This is a genomic window from Mesonia mobilis DSM 19841 (genome assembly GCF_000423405.1).
GTDB lineage: Bacteria > Bacteroidota > Bacteroidia > Flavobacteriales > Flavobacteriaceae > Mesonia > Mesonia mobilis.
Window position 1 is genome coordinate 168,787 of sequence record NZ_AUHX01000004.1, and the last position, 18,501, is coordinate 187,287.

Here is an 18,501-nt window from a genome sequence, read left to right on the forward strand (position 1 = left end):
AGCTTGTCGAAGGATCAACTGTCAAAAACTCCCATCCTTTTCAAGGAGGGGTGCCTAAAGGGCGGGGTGGTTTTTATCTTAAGTCTGTCGAAGAATCAATTTCAATTTCGATTTCAACTTCAATTTCAAAAGATACTTCATTCCGCTACCGCTTCAAGCTGTATGACAACTCAAAAAACTCTCCACTAACGCTGTCATTTCGAGCGGAGTCGAGAAATCTTTCAACTTCAATTTCAACTTCAATTCGTCATCCTGAGCCTGTCGAAGGATACTTTTCATTATTTCTTACCATTGCAAACTGCAAACTGAACACTGTAAACTATAAACTAAACACTTCAAAACGTTCCAATTCGATCTCCTTCTTTTAGCTTCTTACTCGATAATTTCCAAGACTTATAAACTTGAATAAAAATGACCGGCAGCAAGAATACAGATAAAATTGCCCCTACCAAAAGCATTAACTTATTCTTTTTAAATTTATATGGAATAATAGAAGGCGGAACCGTTTTTAGCAAAGCTAACCTAGCTTGATGATTGCCGTGATATTTTCTAAATAAATACAAAACACTAGGAATAGGTCGTGGAGCAAACCATTTTTTAGTTCGAAATGCATCCCAACTCCCCATTTCTCGAAGTCCGCCGGAACCTACTTTTAAATGGAGACGTTTAGCATACGGATTTGACACATTCAAAAAATGATGTAAATATACTCGTAAACCAAATTCGCCATCGCCCATGCGCTGTTTTTCAAATTGACGGTCGAATAATCCGGTGGTTTTAAAAATTTCTTTGTTGAGTAATACATTACCGGTATCTAATTGGTCGGAAATTCTGAAAAATGAATAATTCTGTGGCACTTCTGCTCCGGAAGTTGAAATAGAAACGCCCGAAGAAACTTCAGCTTTAAAAAAATCTAAAGTTTTCAGGTGCTGCGAGATCCAATCGGGGTCTACGCGACTATCGTCATCATACAACAAGATGTAGTCTCCTTTTGATTGTTGAATAGCTCGATTTCGAGCGAGCCATAAAGCTTTCTCTTCTTGATAGATCGCTTTGAGATCTAAATTCCAGCCTTCGTAAAATTCACTTTGAAAAGGTGTTGATTGATCGACAATAATCACTTCAAAATGTGAGTAGTCTTGCTGTTCAAGATCTTTCAAGACATCTTTTAAATAAGTATACCGATTTAAAGTAGGAATAATGATACTTATAAAAGGTTTCGATTCAATTAGACTAGACTGAAAATTTTCATAAGCAGGATATAGCAGCGGTGATTGTAAGTATTGACTCCGCTGAGTTTTTCTCCCCTTCAGGTAGGCCGAAATCTCTCGGAAAGGATTTTTAAAACTAAATAGTCGTAATAGGAGCACATACACACACCAAACCGGATGAAAATACTTATGAAGAAATCGATATTCATCGGCTAGCGGCAGCTGCTCAAAGCTTTGATAAGTTTCAGCATCGCCAATATACCCTTTTTGCAAAGCTTGCCAAGATAGATCGTAAGCCTTCGATTTTTCTGAAACAAAACCTTCGTCTTTTTCTAACTGCTGAATTGTTTCTTTCGGCAAGGCGTCAACTTTAGGAAATGCAAAAGTTTGATCATAACGAATTAATCCGAAATAATTGGTAGGCTGTAGGTATTTGAAGAAGGTGAAGATCATGTCGAAATTGGTTGAGCGGGTACTCCTACTAGAATTAAATTGTTTTCTACAAAGCTCTTAGTAACACAAGCCATAGCTCCAATCTTCATAGAATTACCAAGCGTCAAAGGACCTATAATACAAGAATTAGCGCCTAAATTACAATTTTTTCCAAGTCTTATTACTCCATCAGGGTTTCCACTTTTAATACCTATTGTATTTCCACCAGTTAGAGTCAATCCATCTCCAATAATTGATTTTCCGGAAATAACGATTCCCAAGCTTGGGTGATGTATATTTATACCGCCATTAATATCTGCAAGATAGTGGATATCACAATTAGAGATAATTTGTAATAAAAAGAAAAAAGGAGCCAATAAAATCCTTAAAAATCTATATTTTGATTTAAATAATAAAAACAAGGAACGATCAATTCGATAACTTAACAAGCCATAGAAAGACCTATTAAAAAAAATAAGTAAAATTCGATACTTATTCTTTCCCAATAAAGCACGAATATCTTTAAAAAAATAATTAAATTGATTCATTTGACTAAACTTTTTGAGATTCAAAAAATCCTTGTAATGTTAATTTCTCTTCCCAAAGTTTTCGATTAGACTTCAACAAATTTTGAAAGCTGTTTTGATCCAGTCGTTGATGAAAAGCATGCACAGTTTCATCAATACGGTGAATATCCTTTATATCTACCCAAACCACATGCTTTTGCCAGTCAATTTGATTGGTCAATGGTAAAAAACCATCAGTGTTTACATACACGGGAATTCTTCCCATCATCAAGGTTTCATAAAAACGAACGGAGAAATTTCCGGCACCCCGCACACAAAGCACATAGGCAGACTGCGCTATATTTTGATAAAACTCATCGGTGGTTTGTTGCTTTTCCGCCTTGGTTTTCACGCCCGCTCGATAATGCTGTCGAAGTATAAAACGATCGGTGATCAAATTACTGGCTGCTAACTTTGCCAACAACTGTGCTCGTAAACGAGTCGAAGATAAAACGGCTTGGGATTCTTTTTTGCTCATCCCGACATAAGACTGCAAATTTTTAAAAATGATTTTCGATTGTTCCCAATAAGCATGGATAAGGGATCCATTTGCTTGCCCACAAAATCCCACGATAGGCTTTTCGGTATAATCGAGTCCAAAATGATTCGGCAATTGATAGTCTGATAAACGATCGGAGATAAATACAGGCATCCCTTCGTGACCTTGTTGAGCTCGAGAAATATAACCTCCCATTCGAAAAACTTTTACATTTTTATAGCTAGGTATTTTCACCCCAAAATCTCCGGCATTCCAACTCCAAACGATTTTTTGCTCCCTTGCAGCAGCTTTAATAAGTGCATGAGCAGAATCAAGCTGGTTAGTCGCTACATAATAGTTCCAAGCCATAGGTAAGACCACCACATCTGCTCTTATTAATTGTTCAACAAAACGATAGTCCTTTTCAGAAACTCCATAAAGCTCCAAACGTTGCGCATCCGTAAAAGCCTTGTTTTTAATAAATGCCTTTAGCAACGGGAATAAAAGTCCTCGATATGTTGAGTTATAATGTTCTTTGGGATAGAATAGTTTCATAAAGGCAATTGATAAAAATTCACAAACGCTTGTTGTTGTTTTTCAATATTGAATTCAGTTTGCACTCGCTCTATCGCTTGAGTACTGATTGCATACTTTTCTTCCACAGAAAGTTGACTTACCACTATAATTTTTTCAGCCAGTTGAATCGTGTCAAAAGCTTTAACCAACCAGCCTGTTCTTTTATGAATAATATTTTCAGGTAAACCGCCTACATCAAATGCAAAACAAAGCTTCCCTAAGGCTTGTGCTTCTAAAACAGCATTGCAGAAACCTTCATTATAACTGGTTTGCACATACATATCTGATGAATAAAGTAAGGTTAAAGTTTCTTGATGAGATTTTTTTCCGATAAATTTCAGCTCACCTGTTAGATTCTTTTCATAAGCGTGAAAAAGATAACGCTCTTTTTCTTGATTTCCACCATCACCTATAATCAACCATTCAAAATCGACACCTTTTTCTTTGAGTTGAGAAGCGGTTTCAATTAAAAAATCTAAACCTTTGATCCATGACATACGTGCTATAGTGATTAACCTTAATTTTGACTTGTTGATTTTAGTCACAGGAGCTAATTCTTGAAGTTTATTTACATTAACAGCCGGTGTGATGATATGACTAGATGTGCTTTTATGTAAACCTACCTTTTGTGCTTCTTTAACTAAATAATTAGATATCGCATGTACGCGATCTACGTGCTTCCACACTTTTATATAGCAACTAGGATGTTTCTTAGGATATACATTAATATCATAACCTCGAAAACTTACCGCCATTTGTGCACCGATCACTTTGGCTAAAGCTTCTTTACCCAAGGCCATCGTAGTAAAACCAAAATGCAACCAATCTAGGTCTGCTTTTAATAAAGGAGCATTTAAATAAACCCGCTTTAAAAACTTGATAAAATTGCTTGGCTTTTCGAGTCGATACCACTTGACGATTCTTCTTAAATAAGGAAGTAACGAGATATAAGTAGTTAAGAAGGAAAAAGCTAAAGTTATTGGATTTCTTTTCTTCGCAGGAAAGGTTTTTACTTGGCAAGCAGTAAAGTCACTCCTATTTTGTTGACAAAATAAGGTGACCTCAAAACCTTGCGCTTGCAACCCATTAATTTTTGAATTAAAAAAAGTTTCTGAATAGCCCGGAGGTTGTGCAAGTACGATTCCTATTTTCATCAATAAACTAATTTTTGATAGAGTTTCTCATAGGTATTCAGTTCCATTTTTAAAGTAAACTTTTTTTCTACTAAAACTCTTCCTTCCTTTCCTAAACCATTTCTTAATGCTTCATCTTTATAAAGCTTAGAGATACCATCTAGAAATTCACGATCATTATCAGTTTCAAAAATAAGCACACCATCACCCTCGCTGGCGATATAAGCTGTACCTCCTCCAGAATCGGAAGCTAATACAGGCGTTTCACAAGCCAAAGCCTCTAAGATAGATACTGGCAAGCCTTCTTTTTTAGAAGCCAATAAAAAAACATCTAATTGATTTAGTATAGCAGGCAAATCATTATTAGCTACAAAACCTTCTAAGTGTACTCTATTTGATAATTGATATTGAGAAAGATAAGCTTTTATATCTGCTAAATAATTTTCATCAGCTTTTCCATATAAATAAAGATGAATATGGTCAGGAAGCGATTTCATATTTTTAATAATAAATAACTGATTTTTATTTGCATTAATATTTCCTACGCAACCTAATCTTACAATTTCATCATTTTTCGATTGAGACAGTTTCTCCTTATGAAAATGTTTCTCATCGACACCATGGGGTATAAAACTAATTTTTCTTCTAAGGTAGAAGGTATTAAAAAACTTGGTTTTCATTTCAGGATGATCGTAAGCAATATGCGTAGAAATTAAGCTCTTTAATAACCAGCGTTTAGACCAAGCATCATTTTTTTTGGTATATAAATATTTACAACCTGCCAATCTTACCCCTAGTGCTTCTATAGAAGTTGACTTATAATCCCAGGAATGAACAATTTTGATTTGCTTTTTCTTTAAGATACGTATGATTTGTTTAAGATCTGTAAAGTTATTTCCGCTTTTAGGTAAGTATAAGAAATTTTCTTCAGGTATAATTTCGGGTTTCAATTCAGGAAATTTCTCAACAGCCACATAAGGTTCAAATTTAGAAGTATCAATATGTTTAAATAAACTCAACACTACATATTGACTCCCTGCAGTTTTAAAATTAGGAATCGTATATAAAACCTTGATTTTTGTATTAGGCATCGTTAAATTTTTTATTCCAAACCGATAAAGTTAATAACATACTCACAGGGTGCGAGTAAAATACATCATCTTTCTCTTTAAACTTATCGTAGAATTTTTTGGTGGTGGCTGAAGGTAAAAATTCAGCAAATTTTTGATTAAACAGATAACCTTCTAAATGACGCTCATTTTCTTCTCCTACAAACTGAAGCTCCCAATTACGCTGAATAAATTTCTTCTGTTGAATTTTTTGGATTCCTGCTCTAAATTTTCTTCCTAACTTAAAAGCAAGGTTGTAGGGCATTTTATTGTAGTGATAGTTATTTAAATTGAAAGGACGCTGATCTTCCCAAGTAATATTTGCGACTGCAGGATTTCTTTTTTGGATATAAGCGATTTGCAGTTTTCGATTTGCCAAATATTCTTCCGGCACCTTGCAAATAAACTTACACATACGATTGTCGTAATAGGGTAAAGTAATAGGATGAGCCTTTTCAAATACAGAAAGATTGGTCGAGGTCCATCGTGGAGCCCAAAATAAAGATTTAAAAGCGCGCATCTTGGCGCCTACGTGATCAATATCAATTTTATTGAGTAGCCTTTGTATTCGCTCTTCTAAGTAAGTTTCAAAATCACCTTCAAGATTCCAATCGTTCCAAAGTGTAGTTCCTAATGCTAGTCCGCCCTTTTTGATCACTTTTTTCTTAACCAATTGCACCAAATCTTTTTCGGTATAATGTTCCGGAGCGCCAACATCAAAAAGTACATCGCCCCAGTGACCTAACGAAAAAACACCTTCCATCTTTTCAAATTCCGGCAAGACGGCCATTTGCCTTGGATGCGTAAATTCTGAATAACATTGATTAATCTCTGCAAGATCTTCAATGACATTCCACAAATAACCTTTGGGGATAAAAAACTCCTGAAACTCAAAATCACATGCTTTGGCGATTTGTTGAGCAATAGCACTTTCAGCATATCCGCCACTAAAAGAATAGCTATAGGCAGTCACTTTTTTCCCTAAATGCTTTAAGGCTACCGCTTGCGTACGACTATCTAAACCTCCGGAAATGGGTAAGATCGCTTGTTGGTCACCAATTTGCTCATCAATGATCGTTTCAAACAATCCGGTAAAGTCTTCTAAAGCCTCTTCAAATGAATAGTTCTTTTTAGGGGTGTAATTCCATTTAAAATATGGATAACTAGAAACTAAACGATGGTGTTCATCAATCTCATTACTAGTCGCAGGATACAAAGTTTTTTTATTCTCCCAATAGGTGTCGGTTTCCCAAAAAAAACCAGTGGCCGCAAAGAGACAAATAGCTTTATGGTTGATAGTTTTGTTTTTTGTTGTTTCAACAAAATCTGGCTGAACGGGAATAATGGGAGTGGTAATATTCTTCACAGAATGTTTTTGATCAGTTAGGAGGTAAATTTATAAAATTTTAAGAGCAAGCTCCTACTTTTAGTATTTTTTAACCCTTTCAATTCAAATCCCACCGTTGATCACAGCAAACTAACCTCCTAGCTTGTCGTAGAATCAACTTCAATTTCGAGTTCATCTTCAACTTCACCCGTCATCCAGAGCCTTGCGAAAGAGAAAAACTCCCATCCTTTTCAAGGAGGGGTGCCCAAAGGGCGGGGTGGTTCATCATGAGCTTATCGAAAGAAACCGTCATTCCAAACTCGATTCGTAATCCCATGAATCAACGCACAAAATAACTTCCTCAACCAAATCCAACCTCTAGGTTCTAAATACTGTCACTTCAAGAAAAGTCAAGATATCGCTTCAGTTTCAAATTCCTTTTATCATCCTGAGCTTGTCGAAGGATCAACTCCTCTCTTCCGTCTTCCGTCTCCCAACTTCCTACAACCTACTCACCATTTATTTCCCATTGAACAATGCAAACTAACTCTCTACTAACCATTATCAACTCTAAGTCTAGGTTCTAATCTCTAGCCTCTATATTCTCCAATAGAACTGTCATTTCAAACGAAGTCGAGAAATAATCTTCAACTTCAGTTTCGAATTCAACTTCAAATTCAATTTCTTATTCTTCACTAGACAATACCTGTCGATACAATCCTTCCATCCCAATAACCATTTGAGCTTCATTAAAATTAGTTTCCACTTTTAAACGAGCTGCTTGTCGAATCGATTCAATTTCTTTTTCAGTTAGCTTTGTAAAAGCTTCGATCTGTTCTGCCAAAGCCAATGGATCACGAATCGGCACGATCCAACCTTCTTTTCCATGAGTAATCAATTCTTCCATTCCTCCACAATTCGTACTGATTACCGGAGTACCCAATGCCATCGCTTCAACCGCCACATTGGCGATTCCTTCTTCGATACTCGTCATTAAAGAAAGGGAAGAAGTTTTGACCATCGCTTTTACTTTTTCTAAAGGTAACTGAGGAAGCAGTTGAATATACTCCGTTAATTTTAAATCTTGGATCAAGTAGGTTAACTCTTCGTCTCCCGCTGCCCCAAGAATGCTATATTGAAAATTAATATGACGTTGTTTTAAGATAGCACAAGCACGAACAGCCATCCCATAATCTTTGATCCAATGCGCTCTTCCAACCGAAATAATAGATAGTTGCTTTCTTGAACGATAAGGTTCTATAGGTGGGAATTCTGCAAGGTTTAATCCGGTATATACGACATGATCAACTTTTGTTAAAGGAATACCTATTCTGTTACCTGTATCGGAAATAGCTTTTGATACAGAATGTAATCCACTTAGTAATGGATAGATTCGTTTTAAATAATTATAATTTTCCTTATTTACAAAAGGCCTGATGTTGGTTTGAAAACCACGCTGACTTAAAATAACAGGAAAATTTTGATGAGTTAAAAAGGGTTCAACCCAAGGTAAAAGTGAATTCCATTGCACGTGTATAAGATCAGGTTGAATGCTTTCAATGACTTCGCAAAAGTTTTTTTCTTGTATTTTTCTTTTTTCTAAATTTAGAAGTTGACTTATAACTTTTGGCCCTTGATATCGTAAACTTGTTTTTATAAATTCAAATTTATTTTGATTACTACCTAAAGAAACATAATTCACTCCTTGTACCGGAGAAGGATTATGAAGATTAAATCCCAAAACATACACTTCGTGCCTATGACTAACCAGACCTTGCATAAGCCGACGAATAAAGGTGGTGGTTTGAAAAGTACCATCAAAAATTACAATTTTATAACTTTTAGTCTTCATGTTAACACTTCTTGGTAAAAAACTTCAACCGCTTTAGCTACATTGTTCCAATCATAACGAATACTTAATTCTCGTGAACTTTGCCCGATCTTCAGGCACAAATCCGGCTGCGCTAACAAACTTAAAGCTGTTGCGATAAATTGTTCTTCGTCATTAGCGGGAATTAAAAAGTTTTCACTTCCGCTAAGGTAGGCCATATTTCCGCCTACAGCAGAAGTTACAATAGGCAATCCGCAAGCTAAAGCTTCTAAAATAGAATTACAGGCCGTGGCATCTATTAAGGGTAAATATAAAAAACTGGCTTCTTGATAAAATCGCTTTAAAGTTTCGTCATCCACTCCGGTATGAATACGAACACGATCTGAAGTAAGTTGAACCTTAGCTTGAAATTCTTTTTTTAAAACAACATCTAAACTAGCTGAAGCATCTTTGGCTAAAATTTCAGGAATGGTTCTATTTAGCATTTCAAAATCTCGTAAATGCTGCCCTACAAATAACATTTTTTTTGCAGATCTTTTATGGATTAATGGTTTAAAAAAAGTAGTATCCACTCCGTGAGGAATATACTTTACTTGATCAATGCCTAACCATTTTTTGATAAAATCTACTTGATTAGCACCTACACAAATTGCAGCATCTAATTGTTTTAAATAACGAATATTTTTAACGGTAGCTTTTAAAATTTCAGGAGGTTTATGAAAACTTGCACAAAACTTAGTAGACCGAGAAGCTTTTTTATAGTTTAATACATAGCGTACATCGCGTTCTCCATTAAGGTAATGAACAATACCCGGAGTTTTAGTATTTCTTAGAAGCCGGTATAACTCCACTTCTTTTTGCACACTCTTAGAATCGTAAAGCCCTGCTTGCTGATTTGATAATTGACTAATCCCCTTCGCTAATCGGTAAGGAAGAATATTTTTTCCTTGGATAATTTGAGGTTCGTCTAAAAAATCGATCAATCGTGCATAGCCTGAATAGCGTGCGTGGTGACTAGAACGATGATGTACAATTAGTTGATTCAAGTTGGTCATAATTTTGAACTTCCCATCATGGATAAGATACGTTTTACATTTTTTTCCGGTGAAATATAATCCTCAAAATATTCCCGAGCATTAACCGATAAGCGATTCCCTAAAGCTTCGTCGCTTAAAACCCTGCTAATTTGAGTGACTAGTTCCTCATCGCTACGAAAGTATAATAAATGTACTTCATCTTCTAAAGTGACCGGTAACTCTGTAGTTAAAGGTTCGGCAATAATTATTTTCCCTTGTGAAAGATATTCAGGCATTTTCCAGGCAGGAGAGTTGGCTAGGCCTCTTGTATATATGACGATTTTAGCCGACTTTAAGACATCTAAATATTTTTCAGGATCACTGGGAACATTAGAAACAGCATCTCGGTATTTTTCCAAAAAAAACTCATTTTCAATAAATCCACCTTTAAATTGCTTTGGAAATTCTTTTCTTAACAATTTTATGAGATGATAGCGTTGCTGATGAATTTCTACAACATCTTGCTGATTTTCTTTAAAGCAGCGAGTTTGAAACAAAATAAGCTCTTTTTGCGCTTTAGTAAAATTTTGAAAGCGAGAAAGCTTTCGAGCAGTCTTTATAAACTTCCAATGCTTTTGTTGGCTTTTCCAGGTAGTTTTCCAACGTTGCAATAGCCAACGATCAAGTTTGGTTTGTATGCTTAAATTACTTCCTAAGATCCCTAACAAAAAAGGAAACCAGGTTTTTTGATAACTTGAACGCACGCCAAAACACAAACCTAGCGGGTGTATTTTTTGTTGAAGATTTTCAGGTAATTTTTGTATATATTTTCTTTCGTAACTCCGCTTAAACACAAAGTCGCATTGTTCTAAGGCTTCTTTAGAAAATTGATCGGCAAAATCATATAGATCGGTCGCAAAACTAATCTTCTTTCCGGTAGTTGTATCTATAAGCTCGTAAAACGATGTTTTAGGATGAGGCTTCGTATTTGTGCTTAACTCGCCATCTTGTATGGCATAACGCCCTAAACGCTTGTTTAAGTTTAACCTCACCTCTACAGCAATCTCCCCGGCTGCTTCTAGCTCAAACAAACCGGTATGTATATAAGAAGCATGATTAAGTTCTTGCGGGGTGTAAATAATAATTTTAAATTCAGACATAGAACTACGTACTACTTTAGTGCATCTTCAACAGATGTCTTTAAAACTTGATAAGTGGCTTCAATACTATATTCTTGAATTACTTTTTTTCGGGCTGCATTTTGTAGACGCTCTAATCTTTCTCGATCTGTAAAATAATCAACAATTACTGTTGAATAATTTTCTGGGCTAACTAAAATCCCATTTTCATCAGTAGTAATGACATCGGCAGGACCGCCGGGACAATCAATTCCGGCTACTGGAGTCCCACAAGCCATCGCCTCGATCATCACCATTCCAAAGGTTTCTTTATCACTTGGTAAAGTAAATAAGTCAGCTTTTTGAAAATACTGAGGAAGTTCGTGATGTTCTTTATGACCTAAAAAGGACACATTCTTATCCAAAGACTCTTTCTCTACTAACTCTTTTAAGGTATTTAAATAAATTGGAGAACTTACCGGGCCAATAATATTTAAATGTGCATTAGAAAATCCTGCCTTTTTCAATGCAATTATAGCCTCCATCGCTAAATGTATTCGTTTCCACTCGACTATTCTACCAACATACAATAATTCGGGCGATGTATTATTTTTAGAATTTTCTGCCGGTTTAAAGTCTAGAGTATTTACTCCCAAAGGAAAAACGCGTATATCTTTACCTGCAAACATCGACATCGTTTCCATTTCTTTTTTTTGTATGTGCGTATGTACTAAAATATGATGCGCGTGTTGATAATACTCATAATTTTCCGGATTTTCTGTATAATGTTGACCGCCCAACATCGGAATATAAACTTTCCCTTGCTTTCGTAGTTCTTTAGCGAGTTGGTGAGAAAAGGGACTGGAATGCCCGGACATATTGATGATGGTTACCTCGGGAGCTTCTTTTTGATAAGCTTTTAAACATGCCTTAGAAGTTTGTTTCTTCCATTTGCGATGATCGCCGTTTAATTGCCAACTTACCGGATAAAACCGGTAGGCAACCCCACCTTCTGTTAATTGATAAGATTTCCGTTGATGGGTAAAATACTCCATAGCAACTTCACCTCCATGATCCTGTGCATAGAGTTGCAAGGCTTTTAAATGAGGTTGGCTATGATAAGTACGTACACGTTGCTCTACCACGCCGGCAGCTTTGGGAGTAAAGGGATGTAAAATGGAAATTTTCATTTAAATGGATTTAATTCAATTTCAGTTTTCTTTTCATCTTTTTTAAAAAGCTTTTTAATTTTAATCTTCTAATCCTTTGTTTTTCTTGTATGTTATATCCTTTAAAAATATTTATAAAATCTCGTTTTCTACGTTGAATTATGCTATGTAACTGATAATGCATACCATTAAATGAAATATAGAAAAAATCAGGTTGATCTCGATAAAGCACCTCAGAATATTGCATGGTTCTTTTCCAATTAATAAAATGTAAATACATTACATTTTGATTTGTCTTCAAACATATCATCTTCCCATTTTCCCATTTCCATTTATTATATTCATATTCCTGATGAGAATCTCTTCCTCGCTCCTGATTACATAAAATAGTTTCCCAATATATTTTTAAACTTAAATTTATAAAATTAGGATGCTCTTTCAAGCATCGAGTAAGTACCTGCTCATCAGTCCATTGAAATTCAGGGTATTCAAATAATTTTTTATAATTGGGTATTTTTCGATATAAAGTATTTAATACATGTGTATTTTTAAATAAATTAAAATGACCAGAAATCGCTTCCTTTCGAGAAGAGATAATATCATAATTAGCTAAAAGCTCGGGAGTCATAAATTGACGAATATCCCCCCAGATAATATCTAGATCACAAAAGCCCCAAAAATCATAAGCTTTAATTTCTTCTTCGAAAATATCTGCATAAGCAGGTTTTAGATCACAGAATTTTCGTGGGGTTAAGGGTACATTACAACCCACCACTTGATTAACGTGTTTATTTAAACGCTTGATATCGGTTTTTAGAAATTTAATGTTCTCAGGATATTCTTCAGGAATTTTACAATCTGTCGGGCATAACCAATTGATAGTCGGGTTATGTTTTACCGAAGTCAAGTAAGCATCAAACCACAAAGGCCACTGACCAAAATAGGGGATTATTAACAATATAGATTTCATAAGCTATAGTTAGCTAAAGTTTTTTTTAATTTATACGGTGTTTGCCCTTTAATAAAAGAGCAAAATCCTACTATACAAAAAATAATACCAATTTTAAGATTAGTTGCAAGTAACTTCTTTGTTAAATTCAGATAAATAAACTTAGAAACTTTTATATCTTTATTATTTAAAGACAAAAAGAAATATTTTTTCAAGTTATTAAAATGAAAATTTAAAACTTCTTTATTTTTAATTTTAAATCCCCTTTCCATATTTACTAATGATAAATATGCGAAAGATTTAATGTAGCTACTTACATAACTTTTTTTTTGATTTGTTTTTTTATTACCTCCGTGTTGCCTATAAATATAATTATATTTTCTTGACACCTTGTATTTGGCTAAATTTCTAGAAAGAAAAAACACTCTTGAAAAAAATTCATTTTCTTGGCCTCGTGATAAAGTTTCATCGAATAAATCAAATTTTGATATAAATTGCTTTAAAAAAAATAGTGAAGGTAAAAAAATCTCTGTTTGCCATGTAGTATAATTAATATATAAGTCATCATTGATAGTTATAACTTTTTTTCTCAGGTTTTTTAAATTAAAATTCGAACTATAACCAGACGAAATTACAAAATCAAGATTATATTTTATTGCTTCTTGCACATCATCATTAATTTTATTGGGTAGCATAATATCATCACTATCAAACCATTGAACATACTCCCCTTTACTTAAATCAAATCCATAATTCCGCGCTCCATTACCTCCTGCCATATATTTTTTTTTTCTAACATAATATTTTATACGAGTATCTTTGTTACAATAGTTTTCAATAACTTCTGCCGTGTGATCTGTACTACCATCATCAACAATAATACATTCCCAATTTTTGTAAGTTTGGGAAATGATAGAATCTATAGTTTCTCCAATAAGCTCAGCACGATTATAAGTAGGGATAATAATTGAAACAAGAGGTTTAGCCAACATATTATACAATTAAAATTTCTTTTTTATTCGTTTTACCTTTTTTAATATACTTAATTTAAAATTGTGAAAAAAGACCTTTCCTTTATCTTCTTTAAAAGAATGAAAAGTTGAAATACCAAAATCTTTGTTATTAAAATTTTTAATTCTAAAATGATCTTGTCGTACAGTATTATATTTATTACTCTCATGAACAAGTTCAATCCACAAAGGCTTTTCATCAATAATTAATTGATTTTTATTATACTTAAAGCTTCTATGTTGCTGATACATTACCGTCTGTAAATTTTCTTTATATTTTTCAATATAGCTTACAAAAGGATTGAAAGGGAAGTCGAATATTCTTATCTGATCATTTTGTTCTCCTAAGGCAACTTGGTACCCTCTTCTTAGATCTATTACAACCCCATCCCGATCTACATAATTTTTTTGAATAGTTTCTATAAATTCTCTATGAATTAAATCATCATTATCCAATCGAGTAGTAATAATGTTTTTTTTGGGGTCAATAATATTATTTGTAATGCATTGTTTAAACGAAGAATTTAAAAAAGTAATATCTTGAATATAAACAGGGATGAAATTAGGAAAGTTGTTAGCGATCTTCTGAATACGATTTTTATAAATTTCTGGAGTATCTTTATCAAAAAAAACAAACCATTTAAAATTTAAATTACTTTGATTTTTTACAGAAGGTAAACAATAAGTTTCAAATAGAAAGAAACGTTCTTTCAACCATTTATCAGTAAGAACTTCCTCTCCTTTTTTGGAATTTTTCCAATTTTTTATTTTAACGTTAAAACGAGTTATTAAAAAGTGATTCATTTTTTAATTTTTAATTATAGAAATAAATGTACCCTCCAAATTTATTTTTTACCCTCGATTGCTTAATTTCTTTATTAATAGCGTAAAGCATAAGCAATTTTTTCTTATGATAATTAACATTTCCAAACTTGAACGACAATAATTGCTTTAAGTAATTTCTCTTTGTTTTTAAAATTAAGCTATTTAATTCATCCATAGCTTGAGAATTGTTAATGTCAGCTAAATTTACTTTCAGTTTTTTCTCTAACTCACTAAAGTATTCCTTACTTCCTCTCTTAAATTTTGCTTTAATCCTATCTTCCCTGTCATGTACCATAAATGCAGAAGGTACAACACCTATTTTTTTATTGTGATATTTTACCCGTTGGCAATAATTATCATCCTCTCCATAATGAAAAAAAATCGGATCAAAACCTCCAACTGTTATTAAGGTCTTCTTAGGAATCAACCAACCGGCGGCATTCACAAAAGGCACCTCATAAACTTCAGCAATAGATTTCCCTAGTACAAAATCAGAATAAAAATCACTGTTACTCTTGTAATTCAAATAATTGGAAAAATTCTGATCTAACCTCGTCTTATTTTTATTGGTATGTATAGGGCTTAAAATACCATAATCTGGAAAATTAGAATATACACAAATTAATTTCTCGATAGTATCTGTTTCTAAATACGCATCTTGATTCAACAAATACACATAATCTGCTCCTTGCTTTAAAGCGTAACGAATCCCTTTATTGTTGGCCTGCCCAAAACCTAGGTTTTGTTTTTCTTTAAATAGTTTTGCCTTCGGATAATTCTCTTCAATAAACGCTACAGTATCATCGGTAGAATGATTATCGACGATGACCAGTTCATAAGACTCAGGTACCGATGCCAAACAACGCTCCAACCATTGCATGCCGTTATAAGTTACAATAATTACACTTACAATCATAGCCCGAATTTAGTAATTATTCTACCGGTAACACTATATTTTCTCCATAGTTCTTTTCGTACTTCAGGATGCAAAAATTTTTTATAAGATTGGTAGACTATTTCAGGATACAAATCATAATCTAAAATTTTGTTAGATCTATTTACTTCAGTGGCTTGCTTTTCGTGAAGTCGGAACTGAACCAAGACTTCCGGTAAAATTAAAATTTGAGAAAAAACTAAAACCCGATAATAAAATTCATAATCTAACGATTGTTTAAAATCTTCTCGAAACCAACCTATTTTATTAATGATATTTCTGGAGAACATAACAGTAGTTGGCTCTCCCACAATATTCTTTGGAGATTTAAGAAAGTCCTTTCTTCCATAAATGCGATGATCCAAAAATAATAAGTTCTGGTCATCACCTTCCAGGTGCGCTTGTAAATCTCCAAAAGATTTAAGCCAACGCTCAGTAGCTTCATCTTTTTCTTTATTCAAAATAAAATCACGTTTGCAAGCGACCAATCCTACTTCAGGAAATTGCTGAAAAGCTTCTACCATTTTTTCAACACAAGTGGGTAGCAAAACATCATCCTGAAATAAAAACTTGATATATTGCCCCTTCGCCTTGGCAACACAATGGTTCCAGTTAGCACCAATACCTTGAGGTTCATGAGAAAAGATACGTACAGGAAAGTCGACTTCTTGTTGAAATTGTTCAACAATGGCTAAACTAGCATCAGAAGAACGATCGTCACTAACCACCACTTCTAAATTGGGATAGGTCTGTGTTGTTACCGATGCCAAAGCTTTTGCTAAAAAGGCTTCGCCATTATAAATAGGAATACAGATAGAGACTAAAGGGAAAGTGGGAGTTTTCATCATAAAAGCTTTTGCTTTAATTTTTTCAAAACTAACTGAAGATGAGTTTTTATAGAAACCTCCTCCAATGTTAAGGTCTTTTTAGGTTGTTGAGCTTTAGAAAACTTATTGTATATAAATGCTAAAGCATCATAGATTTCTTTTTCATACTTATAGTCAAAATATTCATTTAAATTTGAGTAAAACTTAGCACGGTAATGGATCATACGATATCCCTTGTGAAAGACAGAAACTCCCTGCCCTTCTACACGATAAATACTCATATAATCTTGTAAAAGTTTAAACTTACCTTTTTCAAATAATAACATTGAAATAGCAATATCACCACTAGCAGATTCAAAATACCAGTTAGGATATTTCTGAGTTTTAAAATTTTTAAATACCATTGATGCAGTTGGTATATTCCATTTAGTTAAAAGATTATAAATATGATACTCATAATCTATCTTACTAAATTCCTGTCGAATAAAATTACCATATTTTAAAAAATCACAGGGATGGAATGATAGAACATAATCAGAATTTGCCTCTAAAAAATCAACCTGTTTTTGTAGTTTTAAAGGATCAGTCCAATAATCATCACCTTCACACATAGCAATATATCGACCACGTGCAGCACGACGATTCCACTTTCCATTAAAACGGGTAATATAAGTACCCTCTTCATCTAATAATTGAGAGCTTTCTCTATTTCGTAAATATAAACGTATTTTATCAGGATGTTCTTCAGCATAGGCCATACACTTTTCTCGAGTACCATCACTACTGCCATCTTCGCCAATAATAATCTCAATAGGAAAAGTGGTCTGCTGCATTAAAATACCTTCGAGACACTCTTCGATATAATTCACATGTTGGTAAGCTGCTACACAAACAGAAACCACGGGTTCGATCGAATGTACCGCTTTATCGATACCCAAATACTCTTTTTCTAATTGAAATCGCTGTTCAAAAATTTTAGCAATATCCATTTAGTTAAAATTTAATTTACCATAAGTATCTTCAAAATATTGGTAAGCAGCCTTAAGATGCTCATCTTCATCAGAAACGGGATTGGAGATTTTAAACTCAAAACTATCGTTGTAAACAGCGGGTTTAAAATCTGGAGAAAAAGCTTTAATTTTTTCAACAATAAGATCAAAAATCCGTTTCGGTTCGCTACAATATTCCTCATAACTAAAACCTAAATACCGATCGCCTAATAATTCCCGATGAGCTAAAATTTCTTTATCTATAAAATAAACTTGCCCGGCTACTTGATGGTATTTATCCAAATCTTTTAAAATTTCATATTCCCGCGGTTTCCATGAAAACCAGTTTTCTTTAGAACCGGTCCATTTTTCTCGAGCGTTCAGCAAAGAGCGACTGGTGGCAACAGGATTTCTATATAAATGAAGGTAGATCACATCTTTTAAAGAAGCAGAAGTACTCGCTAAGTACCAGTTTAAAATTTTTCCTTTTAAAAGAAAAGGCTTCCCAAAGGCTTTCTGTATCAAACTGAGTTCCTGATTGGCACTTTCAAAATCAAATTGTTGTGTAAAATCATCTTGTCCCATAGGTACTTGTGGAAAATTGATAAACCTTCTCCAAAAATACCAAAATTCGTGTGGTGCTTTAAAACCTGAGGTTTTCCCGATAGAAGAAGACAGTGCAATTTCTGAACCGTTAATATCCTCAAATTCCTTTCGATATTGATATTCGGGTTTAGTGACAATATCGTAAATTAAGGCTCCTAAATAAGGGGCTTTATAGAGTCTCGATAAAAAGTTAGAAGGGTAAGCAAAGCTTTCTTGAGTAGCCATCCACTGTGTAAACAGGGTACTCCCTGACCTAGGATTACCCATTAATAATAAATTAGGGAATGGAGGCCTTTCTGCACGCTCCATTTCTAATTGCTCTAATTGAAATAGCTTATCATTTAAGTGCACTAAAGCCTCGTCTAAACTTTTATTTTTTTCAAAACTCATCTTCT

Annotated in this window: 17 protein-coding genes; all 17 read right to left on the minus strand. The window is 33.9% G+C overall.

Going from position 1 to position 18,501, the window contains the following annotated elements; translation table 11 throughout:
* Positions 1–335: 335 nt before the first annotated feature.
* The 17 genes from G551_RS0103425 to G551_RS15345 all read right to left on the minus strand — a co-directional run bounded on the left by G551_RS0103425 (position 336) and on the right by G551_RS15345 (position 18,496).
* Positions 336–1,664 carry a glycosyltransferase family 2 protein gene (locus tag G551_RS0103425; RefSeq protein ID WP_027884254.1) on the minus strand — a complete coding sequence of 443 codons (1,329 nt, stop codon included), beginning with the start codon at positions 1,662–1,664 and terminating at the stop codon, positions 336–338.
* Positions 1,661–2,191 (minus strand): LbetaH domain-containing protein, encoded by a 531-nt coding sequence (locus G551_RS0103430; RefSeq protein ID WP_027884255.1) that lies wholly within the window; start codon positions 2,189–2,191, stop codon positions 1,661–1,663. Before G551_RS0103430 ends, G551_RS0103425 begins: the two co-directional genes overlap by 4 nt.
* Positions 2,192–2,195: 4 nt before the next feature.
* A complete protein-coding gene (locus tag G551_RS16150; RefSeq protein ID WP_051191234.1) occupies positions 2,196–3,242 on the minus strand; it encodes an exostosin domain-containing protein in 1,047 nt (348 codons plus the stop codon).
* Positions 3,239–4,417 (minus strand): glycosyltransferase family 4 protein, encoded by a 1,179-nt coding sequence (locus G551_RS0103440; protein WP_027884256.1) that lies wholly within the window; start codon positions 4,415–4,417, stop codon positions 3,239–3,241. The genes G551_RS16150 and G551_RS0103440 overlap by 4 nt, the downstream gene beginning before the upstream one ends.
* The gene (locus tag G551_RS0103445; RefSeq protein WP_027884257.1) at positions 4,417–5,487 is read right to left on the minus strand and encodes a glycosyltransferase family 4 protein; all 1,071 of its coding nucleotides are present in this window, start codon (positions 5,485–5,487) and stop codon (positions 4,417–4,419) included. Before G551_RS0103445 ends, G551_RS0103440 begins: the two co-directional genes overlap by 1 nt.
* Positions 5,480–6,871, minus strand: a complete 1,392-nt coding sequence (locus G551_RS0103450) for an asparagine synthase-related protein (RefSeq protein WP_027884258.1) — start codon at positions 6,869–6,871, stop codon at positions 5,480–5,482. The genes G551_RS0103445 and G551_RS0103450 overlap by 8 nt, the downstream gene beginning before the upstream one ends.
* A gap of 646 nt (positions 6,872–7,517) precedes the next feature.
* Positions 7,518–8,684 (minus strand): glycosyltransferase family 4 protein, encoded by a 1,167-nt coding sequence (locus G551_RS0103460; RefSeq protein ID WP_027884259.1) that lies wholly within the window; start codon positions 8,682–8,684, stop codon positions 7,518–7,520.
* Complete coding sequence (locus G551_RS0103465; RefSeq protein ID WP_027884260.1) at positions 8,681–9,718, minus strand: glycosyltransferase family 4 protein; 1,038 nt, start codon at positions 9,716–9,718, stop codon at positions 8,681–8,683. The genes G551_RS0103460 and G551_RS0103465 overlap by 4 nt, the downstream gene beginning before the upstream one ends.
* The gene (locus tag G551_RS0103470) at positions 9,715–10,839 is read right to left on the minus strand and encodes a glycosyltransferase (RefSeq protein ID WP_027884261.1); all 1,125 of its coding nucleotides are present in this window, start codon (positions 10,837–10,839) and stop codon (positions 9,715–9,717) included. The genes G551_RS0103465 and G551_RS0103470 overlap by 4 nt, the downstream gene beginning before the upstream one ends.
* A gap of 11 nt (positions 10,840–10,850) precedes the next feature.
* On the minus strand, positions 10,851–11,987 hold the full coding sequence (locus tag G551_RS0103475) for a glycosyltransferase family 4 protein (RefSeq protein ID WP_027884262.1): 1,137 nt from the start codon (positions 11,985–11,987) through the stop codon (positions 10,851–10,853).
* Positions 11,988–11,997: 10 nt separating this feature from the next.
* The gene (locus G551_RS15335) at positions 11,998–12,936 is read right to left on the minus strand and encodes a DUF6625 family protein (RefSeq protein ID WP_036243237.1); all 939 of its coding nucleotides are present in this window, start codon (positions 12,934–12,936) and stop codon (positions 11,998–12,000) included.
* A complete protein-coding gene (locus G551_RS16375; protein ID WP_084626368.1) occupies positions 12,933–13,907 on the minus strand; it encodes a glycosyltransferase family 2 protein in 975 nt (324 codons plus the stop codon). Before G551_RS16375 ends, G551_RS15335 begins: the two co-directional genes overlap by 4 nt.
* Before the next feature lie 9 nt (positions 13,908–13,916).
* The gene (locus G551_RS0103490; protein ID WP_027884263.1) at positions 13,917–14,729 is read right to left on the minus strand and encodes a glycosyltransferase; all 813 of its coding nucleotides are present in this window, start codon (positions 14,727–14,729) and stop codon (positions 13,917–13,919) included.
* 10 nt (positions 14,730–14,739) lie between these two features.
* A complete protein-coding gene (locus G551_RS0103495) occupies positions 14,740–15,666 on the minus strand; it encodes a glycosyltransferase family 2 protein (protein ID WP_036243240.1) in 927 nt (308 codons plus the stop codon).
* Positions 15,663–16,529, minus strand: a complete 867-nt coding sequence (locus G551_RS0103500; RefSeq protein WP_027884265.1) for a glycosyltransferase family 2 protein — start codon at positions 16,527–16,529, stop codon at positions 15,663–15,665. Before G551_RS0103500 ends, G551_RS0103495 begins: the two co-directional genes overlap by 4 nt.
* Complete coding sequence (locus tag G551_RS0103505; RefSeq protein ID WP_027884266.1) at positions 16,529–17,500, minus strand: glycosyltransferase family 2 protein; 972 nt, start codon at positions 17,498–17,500, stop codon at positions 16,529–16,531. Before G551_RS0103505 ends, G551_RS0103500 begins: the two co-directional genes overlap by 1 nt.
* Positions 17,501–18,496, minus strand: coding sequence for a sulfotransferase family protein (locus G551_RS15345; RefSeq protein ID WP_051191236.1), 996 nt, complete (start codon positions 18,494–18,496; stop codon positions 17,501–17,503).
* Positions 18,497–18,501: the final 5 nt, after the last annotated feature.

Bases quoted from the DNA above. Each gene is read 5' to 3' on its own strand.
- G551_RS0103425 (WP_027884254.1), bottom strand. From the start codon at position 1,664: ATGATCTTCACCTTCTTCAAATACCTACAGCCTACCAATTATTTCGGA.
- G551_RS0103430 (WP_027884255.1), bottom strand. From the start codon at position 2,191: ATGAATCAATTTAATTATTTTTTTAAAGATATTCGTGCTTTATTGGGA.
- G551_RS16150 (WP_051191234.1), bottom strand. From the start codon at position 3,242: ATGAAACTATTCTATCCCAAAGAACATTATAACTCAACATATCGAGGA.
- G551_RS0103440 (WP_027884256.1), bottom strand. From the start codon at position 4,417: ATGAAAATAGGAATCGTACTTGCACAACCTCCGGGCTATTCAGAAACT.
- G551_RS0103445 (WP_027884257.1), bottom strand. From the start codon at position 5,487: ATGCCTAATACAAAAATCAAGGTTTTATATACGATTCCTAATTTTAAA.
- G551_RS0103460 (WP_027884259.1), bottom strand. From the start codon at position 8,684: ATGAAGACTAAAAGTTATAAAATTGTAATTTTTGATGGTACTTTTCAA.
- G551_RS0103465 (WP_027884260.1), bottom strand. From the start codon at position 9,718: ATGACCAACTTGAATCAACTAATTGTACATCATCGTTCTAGTCACCAC.
- G551_RS0103470 (WP_027884261.1), bottom strand. From the start codon at position 10,839: ATGTCTGAATTTAAAATTATTATTTACACCCCGCAAGAACTTAATCAT.
- G551_RS0103475 (WP_027884262.1), bottom strand. From the start codon at position 11,987: ATGAAAATTTCCATTTTACATCCCTTTACTCCCAAAGCTGCCGGCGTG.
- G551_RS15335 (WP_036243237.1), bottom strand. From the start codon at position 12,936: ATGAAATCTATATTGTTAATAATCCCCTATTTTGGTCAGTGGCCTTTG.
- G551_RS16375 (WP_084626368.1), bottom strand. From the start codon at position 13,907: ATGTTGGCTAAACCTCTTGTTTCAATTATTATCCCTACTTATAATCGT.
- G551_RS0103490 (WP_027884263.1), bottom strand. From the start codon at position 14,729: ATGAATCACTTTTTAATAACTCGTTTTAACGTTAAAATAAAAAATTGG.
- G551_RS0103495 (WP_036243240.1), bottom strand. From the start codon at position 15,666: ATGATTGTAAGTGTAATTATTGTAACTTATAACGGCATGCAATGGTTG.
- G551_RS0103500 (WP_027884265.1), bottom strand. From the start codon at position 16,529: ATGAAAACTCCCACTTTCCCTTTAGTCTCTATCTGTATTCCTATTTAT.
- G551_RS0103505 (WP_027884266.1), bottom strand. From the start codon at position 17,500: ATGGATATTGCTAAAATTTTTGAACAGCGATTTCAATTAGAAAAAGAG.
- G551_RS15345 (WP_051191236.1), bottom strand. From the start codon at position 18,496: ATGAGTTTTGAAAAAAATAAAAGTTTAGACGAGGCTTTAGTGCACTTA.